The sequence below is a fragment of the Streptomyces flavochromogenes genome, assembly GCF_000717595.1.
GTDB classification, from domain to species: Bacteria; Actinomycetota; Actinomycetes; order Streptomycetales; family Streptomycetaceae; genus Streptomyces; species Streptomyces flavochromogenes.
The window spans coordinates 450,572-465,263 of sequence record NZ_JNZO01000006.1 but is presented as its reverse complement, the minus strand read 5'-3'; the positions used below and the strand labels follow the sequence as shown (position 1 = coordinate 465,263).

Below are 14,692 nucleotides of genomic sequence, written 5' to 3'. Positions count from 1 at the left end.
GGCCGGGGGTGGGGCTGACCGGCTCGGGGGCGGGCTCCGGGGTGGGGCCGGGAACCAGCCCGTATCTCTGCTCCTGCTCCTGGCCATCGTCTGCATCGGACGGTCGGGGCGAAGGGACGGGAAGGCCTGAGGGGACGGGCGCGGCCTCGCGCGCGCCGGGGTCCAAGCGGTCTGCGACGGCGGAGTCCGCCACGGTGCTGTCCGGGACAGCGCTGTCCACGACGACGCCGTCTGCGGCAGAGCTCTTGGCGGCGGTGTCGTCCGGGACCACGGGCAGGGCCGCGGGGACGGGCGGGACGAGGGTCACGAGGCCTCCGTGCGGCCGGCGGCCATGCCCGCGGCGTCGAGCAGCGCCGTACCGACGATGAGGTCGGCGCCGCCGAACTCCGGGTCGTCGAGCGGGGTGCCGTCGTCCACCGCGAAGAGCAGGCGCTCCTCGCCCTGGCGGTAGGCCGTGCCGACCGGGGGGCTCGCCGCGTGGACGGCGAGGAGGGCCACGAGGTACGGCAGGTCGCCGTCGAGCTCGCGGGCCTCGGCCAGCAGCCCGGAGAGGCGCCGCGGGGCGTCGTGCTCCAGGTCGAGCAGCCGCATGGCGCTCGCGAGCTGCTCCTCGCTGAAGCGGGAGTCGTCCGGGGTGGCGATGAGGTCGGGTTCGGGCATCTCGGCGCCGAGGTGCTCGCGCTCCACGGGAGGGGTCAGCAGCAGGTCGACGAGGTCGCCGAGCCGGACGGACGCCGGGGTCCGCAGACCTGTGCCGCGCGCGAAGAACGCGTCGGTGACCTTGGCGGCCTGCTCGACGGGGAGCGGCAGGGTCGGCGCCACGAGCTGCCCGTACAGATCGAGGCCGGTGTACGAGGTGGGCGCGGCGAAGGCCTGCCGGTCCTGCTCGGCGCGGAAGAGGGGCCCGGCGTCCAGGAGGCGGGACTGGAGCTGGGTGTGGCGCCGGATGCAGTCCTTCACTATGTCGACGAGCTCGGCGGCGCGCCGCTTGTGCTCGGCCGTCTTCGCGTCGGACGCGGCCTCGGCCTCGTCGCGGGCCTTGCGGATGTTGGTGAGGATCGCGTTCTCGTGGCGGTAGCGGTCGGCGACGTGGTCGAGCGCCTCGGCGATCATGTCGGGCACCGTGTTGAGCCAGTCCACCGCGCGCACGTTGCGCCTGGTGGCCTCCAGGGTCTTGCGGAGGGTCTCGGCGTACTGCACGGTCCGGTACCGCGCCTGCTCGGCGGCGAGCTGGGCGTCGGCCAGGCGGCCCCGGCTGATGAGGACCTCCAGCTTCACCTCGGCGGCGATCTGGGCGCTGGTGACGTCCGTGTCGAGGGCGCCGACCAGGACGTTGACCGCCTCGTCGGTGGTCCGGAGGTAGACGCCGCCGCCGTACCCCGGGACCTCCTCGATGAGCTTGAAGTCGTAGTCCCTGCGGACGTACACGCCGTCGGTGCCGAAGGTGCCGTAGACGGCGCGGAAGCCGCGGTCGACGCTGCCGACGTTGATCAGGTTCTCCAGGACCCAGCGGGCCACGCGCTCGTGCTCGGCGGCGGGGCGGGTGGGCGCCTGGGCGGCGACGCGGGGCAGCAGGCGGGCGACGATCTGCTCGTGGTCGGCGCCGGTGTCGAAGTCCATGTTCAGCGTGATGAGGTCGATGGCCGAGAGGGCCACCTCGGCCATCGCGTAGACGGTGTACTCACCCGCCAGGTTCGCCTTGCGCGCGTCGAGGTCGTGCAGCGGGGCGGTGCACGCGAGCGCGCGGAGGCGCCGCGCGAGCCCTTCGTCGGCGGCCGGACCCTGCGCGGGCCGCGGCCCCGCGCTGAGCTGGGGCGGAGCGAGGTCCGTCGAGGCAGGCGAAGTCACGGTGGACAGATTAGGTCCTCGAACTGACAACGGTCGAAACGGCGCAGATGCGACCGGTCTCGATCGGGGCTTCGGAGCGGTCAGTCCGCCGGGCCCGCCGGGGGGTCGACGGCCCTCGCGTACGCGGCGGCGACGCGGGCGCGGGAGTCGTCGAGGTAGCGGACGAGGAGCCTTTCGGCCGTGGTCCGCTCACCGGCTCGCAGGGCGTCCAGGATCTCGCGGTTCCGCGCCAGGTACGGCTCGTGCAGCACCCGCGGGTCGTCGACGACGTGGAACGCGAGACGGAGCTCGGCGAGGACGCCCCGCATCAGCTCGTCGGTACGGGCGCTGCCCGCGAGGGCGACGAGTTGGCGGTGGAAGTGGATGTTGGCCGTGGAGACGCCCTGCCAGTCGCCCGCGCGGGCGGCGGTCTCGCCCGTGCCCACGGCCACGGCGAGCGCGTCGAGGGCGTACGGGGGCTGCCCCAGGCCGCGTACGACGGCGCACTCGACGAGCCGGCGGGTGCGGTAGATGTCGTCCACGTCGTCGACCGCCAGGACCCGGACGAAGACCCCGCGGTTGAGCTCGTGGACGAGCAGCCGCTCGTGGGTGAGGAGCCGGAAGGCCTCCCGCAGAGTGTTGCGGGACACACCGAGCGCGCCGCCGATGCCCTCCTCGGAGAGCCGGGTGCCGGGCGGGAAGTAGCCCTCGGCGACCCGGGTCCGCAGGATGTCCGCGACCCGCTCGGCCGTGCTCGTGCGCCCGAGCAGCACGCGGTCGTCGGTCAGGTCCCCGGCTTCACTCGCTGCCACGGCGCTCCCTGTCGTCATCTTGTCGGATCGTTCAACAATCCTCTACGTTGACGGCATCGTACGGTCCCCCGTGCCGCCCCGGCACGCTCCCCCTTCTGCGAGGTGCAGATGCGCACGCCCCCGGACCAGAGCCCGGCCGAGGCCCTGATCGACCTCAACGCCGATCTCGGTGAGGGCTTCGGACGCTGGACGCTCACCGACGACGAGCAGCTGCTGTCCGTCGTGACCAGCGCCAACGTGGCCTGCGGCTTCCACGCCGGGGACGCGGCCACGATGCGACGGGTCTGCGAGCTCGCCGCCGCCCGCGGGGTACGGATCGGCGCCCAGGTCTCGTACCGGGACCTGGCCGGTTTCGGGCGGCGCTCGATGGACGTGCCGGCCGCGGAGCTGGCGGCCGAGGTGGCGTACCAGATCGGCGCTCTGGAGGTCTTCGCGCGGGCGGCCGGCGCGCGCGTGGCGTACGTGAAGCCGCACGGCGCTCTCTACAACCGGGTGGTCCGGGACGAGGAGCAGGCGGCCGCGGTCGTCGAGGGTGTCCTGCTCGCGGACCGGACGCTGCCGGTCCTGGGACTGCCGGGGTCGCGGTTGCACGAGGCCGCGGCGGAGGCCGGGCTGCCGGTCGTTCCCGAGGCCTTCGGCGACCGGGCCTACCGGGCGGACGGCACCCTGGTGCCGCGCGGACAGGCCGGGGCGGTCGTCAGCGACCCGGACGCCGTGGTGGAGCGGTCGGTGGCCATGGCCCGGTTCGGGGTGGTCACGGCGCACTGCGGCAGTTCCGTCGCGGTGCGGCCGCGGTCGCTGTGCCTGCACGGCGACACCCCGGGCGCGGTGGACCTCGCACGGCGGGTCCGGGAGCGCCTCCAGGGTTCCGGTGTACGGGTCGAGGCCTTCGCGTGAGGACCACCGCCCCGCGCGCGTTGCGCGTGGGCGAGCGGGCGCTTCTGGTGGAACTGGCCGGCGGCGAGGAGACGGAGGCGTTCCACGCCGAGCTGCTGCGGCGCCGGGCGGCCGGGACGCTGCCCGCCGTGCGGGAGATCGTGCCGGCGGCGCGGACGGTGCTGCTCGACGGGGTGGCGGATCCGGACCGGCTCGCGGCCGAGCTGAGCGACTGGGAGCCTGGGCCGCTCCCCGCGCGCGTGGGTGGGGCGGTCGAGATACCGGTCCGCTACGACGGGCCCGATCTCGCCGAGGTCGCCGCCCTGTGGGGCGTGTCCGTCGAGGCGGCGGTCCGGATCCACACGGCGGCCGAGTTCCGGGTCGCGTTCTGCGGGTTCGCTCCGGGCTTCGGCTATCTGACAGGACTCGACGAGCGGTACGGGGTGCCTCGGCGCGCCACTCCGCGTACGGCCGTCCCGGCGGGCTCGGTCGCCCTGGCGGGGCCGTACACGGGCGTGTACCCGCGTTCCTCCCCCGGTGGCTGGCAGCTGATCGGCACGACGGACGCGGTGCTCTGGGACACCGGTCGGGAGCCGGCCGCGCTGCTGGCTCCGGGCACCCGGGTCCGCTTCGCGGCGGAGGGCGTCGTGACAGGGGGCGGACGATGACCGACCGGGCCGTCGTCGTGGTACGGGCCGGGGCGCTGACCACCGTGCAGGACCTGGGGCGCAGCGGCTACGCGCATCTCGGGGTGCCCCGCTCCGGCGCTCTCGACCCGGCGGCCGTACGCCTCGTCAACCGGCTCGTCGGAAACCCGGAGACCGCGGCCGTCCTGGAGACCACTGTCGACGGCTGTGCCCTGCGGCCCCGTCGCACGGTCACCGTGGCGGTGGGCGGCGCGCCCTGCCCGGTGCGCGTGGACGGGCACCCGGCCGCCTGGGGCACCGCGGTCCGCGTGCCCGCCGGGTCGGTCCTGGAGATCGGCGCGGCTACGCGCGGGCTGCGCGCGTATGTGGCGATCGGCGGCGGAGTCGACGTCGCGCCGGTGCTGGGCAGCCGTTCCACGGACCTGTTGTCCGGCCTGGGGCCGCCGCCGGCGGCCGAGGAGACGGTGCTGCCCCTGGGGCCGGACACGGCGACGGCGGTACGGGGGTCGGTCGACGCTCCCCCGTGGCCCGGCCCGTCCGACGAACTCGTCCTGCGGGTCCGGTTCGGGCCGCGCGACGACTGGTTCACGGCTGCGGCGCTGCGGACCCTCGTCACGCGCGCGTACCGGGTGTCGTCGGCGAGCAACCGCATCGGACTGCGCCTTGAGGGCCCGGCCCTCGAACGGGCCCTCCGCGGCGAGCTGGCGAGCGAGGGCATGGTTCTGGGCGCGGTCCAGGTGCCGCCGGACGGGCGGCCCGTGGTGTTCCTCGCCGATCATCCGACGACCGGGGGCTACCCGGTGGTCGGGGTGGTGCGGGAGGCGGATCTGGGCGCTGCGGCGCAGGCGGTGCCGGGTACCCCGGTGCGGTTCACGCCGGTGCGCTGAGCGCGGCCGGCCGGTGGGCCGGGGACGACCCGGGCGGGCCTCGCCGTCACGTCACTCATTCCTCCTCGGGCGGCGGGCCGTAGCCACCGCCGCCGGGAGTGCGGAGCACCAGCACGTCATCGGGGCCCACCTCCGTGGTGGCCGCGCCGCCGAGTCGCTCGACGGTGCCGTCCGCGCGTTCCACGAGGTTCTCGCCGAGGGCGCCCGGTTCGCCGCCCGCCATGCCGTACGGCGGGACCCTGCGGTGACCGGTGAGGAGGGCCACCGTCATCGGCTCCAGGAACCGGATGCGGCGCTCCACGCCGTGTCCGCCCCGCCAGCGGCCGCGCCCGCCGCCGTCCTCCCGTACGGCGAAGGCGTCGACCCTGACCGGGTGGCGCCATTCCAGGATCTCGGGGTCGGTGAGCCGGGAGTTGGTCATGTGGGTCTGGACGGCGTCGGCTCCGTCGAAACCGTCGCCCGCGCCGGAGCCGCTCGCGACCGTCTCGTAGTACTGCACGCGCGCGTTGCCGAAGGTGACGTTGTTCATGGTGCCGGAGCCCTCGGCCTGGACGCCGAGGGCCGCGTAGAGAGCGCCCGTGACGGCCTGGGAGGTCTCGACGTTCCCGGCGACGGTGGCGGCCGGTGGTTGCGGCGCGAGCATGGAGCCGGGCGGGACGCGGACCTCCAGCGGTTCCAGGCAGCCGCTGTTGAGCGGGATGTCCTCGTCGACGAGGGTGCGGAAGACGTACAGGACGGCGGCCATGACGACGGCCGTGGGCGCGTTGGCGTTCCCGGGCAGCTGCGGGGAGGTCCCGGTGAAGTCGAGCACGGCGGAGCGCCGTTCACGGTCGACGCGGACGGCCACCTGGATGACCGCCCCGCCGTCGGTCTCGTAGCGGTACGCGCCGTCGTCCAGGCGGGCGACGATGCGTCGCACGGACTCCTCGGCGTTGGCCCGGACGTGCCTCATGTAGGCCTGCACGACGTCGAGGCCGAACTCGTCGACGGCTCGGCGCAGTTCCTCGATGCCCTTCTCGTTGGCGGCGATCTGGGCGCGGAGGTCGGCGAGGTTGGTGTCCGGGTCGCGGGAGGGGTGGGGGGCGCCGGTGAGCAGGGCCCGTGTCTCGGCCTCGCGCAGGTGTCCGTCGCGCACGAGCAGCCAGTTGTCGAAGAGGACACCCTCCTCGTCGACGGTCCGGCTGAAGGCGGGCATGGAGCCGGGGGTGATCCCGCCGATCTCGGCGTGGTGGCCGCGTGAGGCGACGAGGAAACGGAGTTCGGCGCCGGACGCGTCGAAGACCGGCGTCACGACCGTGACATCGGGCAGGTGGGTGCCGCCGTGGTACGGGTCGTTGATCGCGTACACATCACCGGGGCGCAGGTCGTCGCCGCGTCGCCGCAGGACCTCCTTGATGGACTCGCCCATGGAACCCAGGTGGACGGGGATGTGGGGAGCGTTGGCGATGAGGTTGCCCTCGGCGTCGAAGAGCGCGCAGGAGAAGTCGAGGCGTTCCTTGATGTTGACGGACTGGGAGGTGTTCTCCAGGCGGACGCCCATCTGCTCGGCGATGGCCATGAAGAGGTTGTTGAAGACCTCCAGGAGGACGGGGTCCACGTCCGTGCCCGCCGCCACGCGCGCGGGGCGGGGGGTGACGCGGTGCAGGAGGAGATGTCCGGTGTCGGTCGCGGTGGCCCGCCAGCCGCTGTCGACGACGGTCGTGGCATCGGCCTCGGCGACGATCGCCGGCCCGTCCACGGCGCTGCCCGGCCGCAGGTCCGCGCGCCGGTGGAGAGGGGCGTCGTGGGGTGGGCCGGCGCCGGCCATCCGGACGATGGCGTGCGGGGCGGGCTCGCCGGCAGGTTCCCCCGGGTGCTCGTCCGCGTCGGCGGCGGGACCGGTATGGACGGGTCCGTGCGGGCCCGCACGGCCGACGGCCTCCACGGAGACGGACTCCACCACGAGCGGCCGGTCCATGGTGAAGGCGTACCGCGCGCGGTGCACCGCCGTGAACGCGGCCCTCAGCTCGTCCGGGGACGCGAGGTCGACCTGGAGGCTCGCGTCGGTGCCCGCGTACCGCAGGAGTACGCGCGCGTGGGTCGTGACCGCCTCGTCCGGCAGGCCGTCGGCGCGGAGCTCCGCGCGCGTGCGGTCGGCGAGTTCGGCGCAGAGAGCCTTCACGCGCGCGGGCGTGCCCGGCGCGTCGAGCTCCGCCTCGACGGACCGCTCCCGCATGGCGGTGGCGTCGGCGAGTCCGATGCCGTACGCGGAGAGCACTCCGGCGAGTGGGGGGACGAGCACGGTGTCGACACCCAGGGCGTCGGCGACGGCGCAGGCGTGCTGACCGCCCGCGCCGCCGAAGCTGGTGAGGGCGTAGCGGGTGATGTCGTGGCCGCGCTGGACGGAGATCTTCTTGACGGCGTTGGCCATGCCGAGGACCGCGATCTCCAGGAAGCCCGCGGCGACCTCCTCCGGGGTGCGGCCACCGCCGACCTCCTCCGCGAGGGCCGTGAACCGCTCCCTTACGACATCGGCGTCCAGGGGCAGGTCGCCGCTCTCCCCGAACACGGCGGGGAAATGGCCGGGCTGGACGCGGCCGAGCATGACGTTGGCGTCGGTGACCGTGAGCGGTCCGCCCCGCCGGTAGCAGGCGGGTCCGGGGACGGCGCCCGCCGAGTCGGGGCCCACGCGGTAGCGGCGTCCGTCGAAGTGCAGCACGGACCCGCCGCCCGCCGCGACGGTGTGGATGCTCATCATCGGCGCCCGCATCCGCACGCCGGCCACCTGTGTACCGAGTTCACGCTCGAAGGCGCCGGCGTAGTGCGACACATCGGTGGAGGTGCCGCCCATGTCGAAGCCGATGACCCGGTCGTGGCCCGCCTGTGCCGAGGTGCGGGCCATGCCGACGACACCACCGGCCGGCCCGGACAGGACGGCGTCCTTGCCCCGGAAGTGCGCGGCTTCTCGCAGCCCGCCGTTGGACTGCATGAACATGAGGCGGATTCCGGCGAGTTCGTGGGCGACCTCGTCGACGTACCTGCGGAGGATCGGCGAGAGGTAGGCGTCGACGACGGTGGTGTCCCCGCGCGGGACGAGCTTGATCAGCGGGCTGACCTCGTGCGAGGAGCTGACCTGGGTGAAGCCCGTGTCGTGTGCGATCGCCGCGATCCGGGCCTCGTGCGCCGGATGGCGATAGCCGTGCAGCAGGACGACGGCGGCCGAGCGGAGTCCGTCGCGGTGGGCGGCGGCGAGCGCGTCGGCGACGGCCCGCTCGTCCAGGGGCCGGACCACGTGGCCGTGGGCGTCGACCCGCTCGGGGACCTCGATCACGCGCGCGTAGACCGCCTCGGGGAGCACGATGTGCCGGTCGAAGAGCCGGGGCCGGTTCTGGTAGGCGATGCGGAGCGCGTCCCGGAAGCCCTCGGTGACGAGGAGGACGGTCGGCTCGCCACGCCGCTCCAGGAGTGCGTTGGTGGCGACGGTCGTGCCCATCTTGACGACGGCGATCCGGTCGGCCGGGACGGGTTCGCCCGGCCCGAGGCCGAGGAGGAGGCGGATCCCGGCCACGGCGGCGTCGTGACGCCGGGCGGGATCGTGCGAAAGCACCTTGCGTGTGACGAGCCGGCCGTCGGGCCGTCGGCCCACGATGTCGGTGAAGGTGCCGCCCCGGTCGATCCAGAACTCCCAGCGCCCGTTCATCTCCCCATTGTGGCCGCGAGGGCGGCGGCGAGGGCGGTGTCCGCGCGCGCGTCGAGGGGGACGGTGCCGGAGCCGTCCGCCCAGTGGCGCAATTCCGCGCCGGCGAGCAGCAGCAGCTGCGGGAGCAGGTCGCGGCTGCGCCGGAGGACCCAGCCGGTGCCGGCGGGTCGAGGGCGGTGCGGAGGCCGCCCGAGGTGGGCGTCACGAAGTTGGCGAGCCGCACGACGCGGAGCCCGGCGCGGTCACCGCTCATGCCGCCACCACCGTCCGCTCCCGCAGGACCTCCCGGTAGTGCCCGATCAGCTCGTCGCCCAGGGCCTCCCAGGTACGGCCCTCGACGCCGGCCCTGCCGGCCCGGCCGTACGCGGCGCGCAGGGCGGGTGACGCCGCGAGCGAGGCGACGGCCTCGTACAGCGCCTCCGTGTCCCCCGGAGGTACGAGGAGTCCGGTGCGACCGTGGTCGACCAGGTCCAGGGGGCCGCCGGCGGCCGGGGCGATGACGGGGACGCCACTGGCCATCGCCTCTTGGACCGTCTGGCAGAAGGTCTCGAAGGGGCCGGTGTGGGCGAACACGTCGAGCGAGGCGAAGACGCGGGCGAGGTCGTCGCCGGTGCGGCGGCCGAGGAACCGGGCGTCGGGCAGGGCGCCGCGCAGCGCCGGCCCGCTCGGACCGTCCCCGACGACCACCAGTCGTACGCCGGGGAGCCTTCCCGCTCCGGCGAGAAGATCCACGCGCTTCTCGGGGGCGAGGCGGCCCACGTACCCGACGAGGAGCTCCCCGTTCGGGGCGAGTTCCCGGCGCAGGGCGTCGTCGCGCAGCTCGGGGCGGAAGCGGGCGGTGTCCACCCCGCGGCCCCAGAGCCGTATGCGGCCGATGCCGTGCGCCTCCAGGTCGCGGACGGCGGCGGAGGACGGGGCGAGGGTGCGGTCGGCGGCCCCGTGAACGGCGCGGAGGCGGCGCCAGGCCGCGCCTTCGCCGGTTCCCACGTAGGTGCGGGCGTAGCCGGCGAGATCGTTCTGGTAGACGGCGACGGCGGGGATGCCGAGCCGGGTGGCGGCCGTCATCCCGCGCACCCCGAGGACGAACGGTCCGGCGAGGTGGACGAGGTCGGCGCGGTGGGCGGCGATGGCCGCGGCGACGCGACGGCTGGGCAGGGCGACGCGTACCTGCGGATAGCCGGGGAGGGGGAGGGAGGGTACCCGGACGACGGCACAGGGGGCCTCGGCGTCCGCGGCCGGGTCGGCGACGGCGGGGGCGATGACGAGCGGGGTGTGGCCCCGCCGGACGAGGTGGCGCGCGGTCTGCAGGGCGCAGTGCGCCACACCGTTGACGTCGGGAGGGAAGGATTCGGTGACGATGACGACACGCATAGAGGTGTTGTCGTCGCGTTCGGCGTGTCCCCGCCAACGTCGATCTGGACGGGGAGGGAACGTCCCATGAGCGTTTCGCGCGGGCGCGCGGGTGGCCGAAGACGCTCAAGGGCCGGGTCGTCCGCCGGGGTCCAGGGTCGCCCGTGAGCCCGAGCGTTCCGGGCCCGGGCAGCCTGAGGGACGGCACGCCCGAGGGCCTGGGGCCGGTCCCCCGCTCCTCGCCCGGTCCTCCGGGGCGGGGCCTCGCGCGGCGGGTTCTCCGCCGGGGGCCGCGCCGCCCCGGAGCGGGTGGCGGGGGACGACCGGGTCCGACCGGTGGGGCCGGACCTCGACAGGGCCGCGTCAGACCTGGAGGTCCGGCCCTATGCGGTTGCGTACCGCGGTCTGGACCTCGGCCTCCTCGGCCGGGTCCGCCGCGAGGCGGCGCAATCGCTCGGCGACTCGGACGTCACCGGTCTCGGCGTGCTGGGCCGCGACCTCGCGGGTCGTCTCCTCGCAGTCCCAGAGGCATTCGACGGCGAAGCCGGTCGCGAAGGTGGGGTCGGTGGCGGCGAGTGCGCGGGCCACGCGCCCGCGGAGCTGGGACGAGGCCGTCTCGCGGTAGACGTGGCGCAGCACGGGGGCGGCGCAGGCGATGCCGAGGCGGCCCGCGCCGTCCACGAGCCCGCCGAGCGCGGGCGCGTCGGGGCCTTCGGAGCGGATGGTGTCGCGGAGCGCGCCGAGGACGGAGGGGGAGTCCTGGGCGGTGCCACGGCAGGCGAGGACATCGGCGGCGGCGGCGCCGAGGGCGTCGGTCCTGCGGACCCACGCACGGGCGCGGGCGACGGCGTCCTCCCCGCACATGCGGCGGTACGCCGCGATCGCGGCCTCGGCGGCCTCGGGGGAGTCGCCGTCGGCGGCGGCCTCGACGAGGTCGAGGACGGCGGGGTCCCGTGACTCGGCGAGGTGGTGCAGGGCGGCGCCCCGGGCGCCCACCGAGCCGTGCCGGGCCGCGGCGAGGAGTTCGGGCCTGTCCTCGGGTCCCGCGACGGCGGTGAGGCAGCGGGCGGCGGGGCCGTGGAGCGCGGCTCCGCGCTCGTATCCCTCCTGGGCCCAGTCGAGGACGGCGCGCACGCTCCAGCCGGGGCGGGGCCCGGCGGGGCGCATCTGGCGCTGCCAGCGGTCGAAGGAGCCCTGTTCCTGGGCGGCCCTGACCCGGGCGCCGACGGCATCGCGCTGGTCCTCGGCCCACAGCCGCCACGGGCGTGGCTCGAAGGCGTCCCGTACGACGCCGGCCAGCTCGGCGTCGCCCTCGGCGTCGGCCGGGAAGCGGGCCAGCACGGGAACGGCGAGCGCGCGGAGTCCGGCGTCGTCGTCGCGGAGCGCCAGCTCGTCGAGGGCCCAGGCCCAGTTGGTGCCGGTCGCCGCGTACCGCCGGAGCAGCAGCAGGGCGTCCTGGCGTCCGTAGGAGGCGAGGTGCCCGAGGACGGCGAGCGCGAGCCCGGTCCTGGACTCCTCGGTGTCGAGGATGTCCTCGGCGCCGAAGAGGTGCGCCTCGATCTCGTCGAGACCTCCGTGGAGGTCCAGGTAGAGACGGGCGTAGTAGAGGGAGCGGTTCTCGACCTGCCAGTCGTGGCGGGGGTCGTCGAGAACGCAGTGGTTGAGGGCCGCGAGGGCCTCGGCGCGTGGCGCGGCGAGTGCGTGCAGGGTGCCGTCGCCGCGGCCCCGCTGCAGCAGGCCGAGCAGGGTGCCGCTCGGCGCTATGACTGGATCGAACATGGGGAGACGCCTCACATCAAGCTGTCGACACGACCGGGGGATACCGGGAAGACCCGGGTCGGGCGGTACATCGCCCGTACGCCTAGGCCGTGCGGCGACATGTCGGGCCGCTCGTCGTCCATCGCCTGCCAGTGACCATCTTCCTCAGCCTCTCGTCGGTGGCCCGTTTTGCCGGGCCCGACGTCATGATGACCCACCCATTTCGCCACCGCGACCACATTTACGACGCCGCTCTCACCTGGGGTTCAGCGCTCGTTCACCGGGATCCGAAGAGCTCGAGGAGTTCGGCCTTGCCGAACATCCGCGCGGTGTCGGCGGCGGATGGAGTCCCGGCTTCCGGATTTGCGCCACCGTCGAGGAGGGCGCGGACGACGGCGTCCTCGCCCTTGAAGACGGCTCCGGCGAGCGGGGTCTGGCCGCGGTCGTTGGCGCGGTCGGCGTCGGCACCGCGCGCGAGGAGGGCGGAGACCGCGGCGGCGTGCCCGTGGTAGGCGGCGAGCATGACGAGGGAGTCACCCTTGTCGTTGGTGAGGTTCGCCGGGACCCCCGCGTCGACGTAGGCGGCCAGCGCGTCGGCGTCCCCGGTCCGGGCGAGGTCGAAGACCTTGGACGCCAGCTCGATGACCTCGGGGTCCGGAGTCTCGCTCATCGGTGGGCCCGCCCTTCTCCTGCGTTGTCGACCTGTGCACGGCAAGCGCGGCCGTACGAGTGAATCGACAGGGTACTGCCCGTTCGGTGACATGACCGCGCCCGGCCGAGGCAAAGATCACGGCAGTCCGCAGTCGGTCGCTCCTCTAGCGCACGCCGGGCATTTCGCCACTCGACAGCCCGTTCGACGTCCGCCGGTCAAGTGAAATCACCCGTTTTTCACTCTAATGCACCTTTAGTCACATAGATACTTGCTGTGAACTTGGAAGGACTCATGGTGACTGTCCCCTCAACCAGGAGAACAACCAATGATCCTGTCCATCTCAGGCGTGGTCCTGCTCGGCATCATCTGCTTCCTGTTCTTCAAGAAGGACGGGATGAAGGCCTCGCACGCCCTCGTCAGCGCGCTGTTCGGCTTCTACCTCGCGGGTACGGCCATCGCCCCGAGCATCACGGCGGGCGGGCAGAGCCTCGCCGGCCTCCTGGGCGGGATCAAGTTCTGACGCCCTTCCGTCCCTTCCACCACCTCAGGAGTACTTCGTGGCCCGGCGACCACTCCCCCGCATTCTGAGCAGCGGCAGCGCACAGATCGCTCGTAGTCGAGAGATCGCACGCACGGCCGCCGACAGTGCCACCGACGTGCTCCATCCACTGATCACGGTCTCCCGTGGTCTGCGGAAGCTGGCCGCGTCCGCGCGCGTCAGGTGGGCCGCGACCCCCAAGGAACGGCGTGGACCGACGCTGCTCCTGGTCGCGGCCTGCGTCCTGGTCGTCGCACTCATGCCCTACGGGCCGCTCCTCGCGCTCGTCACGCTCATGGCCGCGGCCGCGTGGAAGGGACGCGAGCGCCCGGTCGTCAAGACCGGGCCCGACGACGCCGAGATCGCCCGGCTCAAGGGCCTGTACGAGGCCCTCGTGCCCTACTTCTCCGTCCCTGAGGACCCCGCCCCGCTCTTCGCCCACAGCGGCGACTGGAGCGGCGCCTTCACGGAGTACGCCTTCGACGAGGACGGGCGTCCCACCCGACTGAAGATCGCCTACCCTCCGTACTTCACCGACGGCGAGCCCGCCGCACGCGCGCGCATCGAGCAGTTGCTGCACGCCAAGTCCGGGCGCGGCCGTGAGTACCGCTTCGACTGGGACGAGGAGGGCAACCGGCTCGTCATGAGCGTGCTGCCCGCCCTGCCCACCACCATCGCCGCCCAGCGCTTCGTCACCGTGCCGGGCGAGACCGTCCTGGGCTTCACCGACGCGGACGCCGTGCAGCGGACCGTGCCCGTGGTCGCCTCGGACGGGACGGAGGACGCGCCGGCCGTCGTCTGGCGCACCGGCCCCCGCTCCACCGAGCCGCATCTGCTGGTCGTCGGCCAGCCGGGCAGCGGCACGACCTCCCTGCTGCGCTCGATCGCGCTCCAGGCCCTCCCCCACGGTGACGTCCTGATCGTCGAGGGCGGTGGCACCGGCGAGTACGCGTGCCTCACCGGCCGCGACGGCGTCCTGGCCGTCGAGTGCGGGCTCTCCGGCTCGCTGGCCACCCTGGAGTGGGCGGCGCACGAGACGGAACGACGGCTGATCGCCGCCAACCGGGCCCGGCAGGCGGGCCACCCGGCCCCCGAGGACACCCGACGGCCGCTCTGGATCCTCTTCGACCGGCCGAGCGTGCTCGGCGACCTGGCGGCCGCCGACGGCCGTCCCGACCCGCAGGAGCTGCTCCAGGTACCACTGCGGCACGGCCGCGCGGCCCAGGTCACGGTGGTGGTCGCCGAGCAGTTCGACAGCGCGGACACGCTGAGCGAGGCGGTACGCAGCCACACCAGGGCCCGGATCGTGCTCGGCCCCGCCACCCCCGACCGGATCGCCTCCGTCCTCGGCGCCGAGCCGCACACCACGCCGACGCCCCAGGTCCCCGCGGGCCGCGGCTACGCGCGCCTGGGCACCGGACCGGTGCTGCGCCTCCAGGTGCCGGCGACCCCCGACCCGTACGACGACGCGACCAGCGAGGCGCACCGGCAGGCGGTGCTCGAACTCCTCCCGGAGCGCCGCACGGAGACGACCATGGCGATCGAGACGGTCACCGTGAAGAGTCCCGAACCGGCCCCGGCGCCGCGCGCCGAGCCGGACCCCGGCCCGGCCCCGCTGCACGCTCCCGTTCCCGCGGAGGGCTGAGCACCACGCGTACGCGGAGAG

Annotated in this window: 11 protein-coding genes and 1 pseudogene; 5 read left to right on the top strand and 7 right to left on the bottom strand. The window is 74.3% G+C overall.

Going from position 1 to position 14,692, the window contains the following annotated elements; translation table 11 throughout:
- The 3 genes and pseudogenes from IF00_RS46390 to IF00_RS0109860 form a co-directional block, all read right to left on the bottom strand.
- Positions 1 to 307 (bottom strand): annotated as a pseudogene (locus IF00_RS46390) (hypothetical protein); the annotation flags it as partial.
- The gene (locus IF00_RS0109865; protein WP_030316432.1) at positions 304 to 1,848 is read right to left on the bottom strand and encodes a hypothetical protein; all 1,545 of its coding nucleotides are present in this window, start codon (positions 1,846 to 1,848) and stop codon (positions 304 to 306) included. The gene IF00_RS0109865 and the pseudogene IF00_RS46390, both read right to left, overlap by 4 nt.
- Positions 1,849 to 1,928: 80 nt before the next feature.
- A complete protein-coding gene (locus IF00_RS0109860; RefSeq protein WP_245234465.1) occupies positions 1,929 to 2,639 on the bottom strand; it encodes a GntR family transcriptional regulator in 711 nt (236 codons plus the stop codon).
- A 108-nt stretch (positions 2,640 to 2,747) separates the two neighbouring features.
- On the opposite strand from IF00_RS0109860, the gene IF00_RS0109855 reads away from it, so the two are divergent.
- The 3 genes from IF00_RS0109855 to IF00_RS0109845 are packed head-to-tail and all read left to right on the top strand — an operon-like array spanning position 2,748 to position 5,049.
- Positions 2,748 to 3,536, top strand: a complete 789-nt coding sequence (locus IF00_RS0109855; RefSeq protein ID WP_051820009.1) for a LamB/YcsF family protein — start codon at positions 2,748 to 2,750, stop codon at positions 3,534 to 3,536.
- Positions 3,533 to 4,183 (top strand): 5-oxoprolinase subunit B family protein, encoded by a 651-nt coding sequence (locus IF00_RS0109850; RefSeq protein ID WP_030316427.1) that lies wholly within the window; start codon positions 3,533 to 3,535, stop codon positions 4,181 to 4,183. Before IF00_RS0109855 ends, IF00_RS0109850 begins: the two co-directional genes overlap by 4 nt.
- The gene (locus tag IF00_RS0109845; protein ID WP_030316426.1) at positions 4,180 to 5,049 is read left to right on the top strand and encodes a 5-oxoprolinase subunit C family protein; all 870 of its coding nucleotides are present in this window, start codon (positions 4,180 to 4,182) and stop codon (positions 5,047 to 5,049) included. Before IF00_RS0109850 ends, IF00_RS0109845 begins: the two co-directional genes overlap by 4 nt.
- Before the next feature lie 55 nt (positions 5,050 to 5,104).
- Here IF00_RS0109845 and IF00_RS0109840 read toward each other — a convergent pair whose 3' ends face one another.
- The 4 genes from IF00_RS0109840 to IF00_RS0109820 all read right to left on the bottom strand — a co-directional run bounded on the left by IF00_RS0109840 (position 5,105) and on the right by IF00_RS0109820 (position 12,506).
- Entirely contained in the window at positions 5,105 to 8,728 is a 3,624-nt protein-coding gene (locus IF00_RS0109840) for a hydantoinase B/oxoprolinase family protein (RefSeq protein WP_030316425.1), read from the bottom strand.
- A gap of 249 nt (positions 8,729 to 8,977) precedes the next feature.
- Entirely contained in the window at positions 8,978 to 10,099 is a 1,122-nt protein-coding gene (locus tag IF00_RS0109835; protein WP_030316424.1) for a glycosyltransferase family 4 protein, read from the bottom strand.
- 342 nt (positions 10,100 to 10,441) lie between these two features.
- Positions 10,442 to 11,857, bottom strand: coding sequence for a hypothetical protein (locus IF00_RS0109830; protein ID WP_030316422.1), 1,416 nt, complete (start codon positions 11,855 to 11,857; stop codon positions 10,442 to 10,444).
- A gap of 256 nt (positions 11,858 to 12,113) precedes the next feature.
- Positions 12,114 to 12,506: an ankyrin repeat domain-containing protein gene (locus IF00_RS0109820; protein WP_030316420.1), complete on the bottom strand. Its 393-nt coding sequence runs from the start codon at positions 12,504 to 12,506 to the stop codon at positions 12,114 to 12,116.
- A 307-nt stretch (positions 12,507 to 12,813) separates the two neighbouring features.
- On the opposite strand from IF00_RS0109820, the gene IF00_RS0109815 reads away from it, so the two are divergent.
- Positions 12,814 to 13,008 (top strand): hypothetical protein, encoded by a 195-nt coding sequence (locus IF00_RS0109815; RefSeq protein ID WP_015032212.1) that lies wholly within the window; start codon positions 12,814 to 12,816, stop codon positions 13,006 to 13,008.
- A gap of 37 nt (positions 13,009 to 13,045) precedes the next feature.
- Complete coding sequence (locus IF00_RS0109810) at positions 13,046 to 14,671, top strand: ATP-binding protein (protein WP_030316418.1); 1,626 nt, start codon at positions 13,046 to 13,048, stop codon at positions 14,669 to 14,671.
- Positions 14,672 to 14,692: the final 21 nt, after the last annotated feature.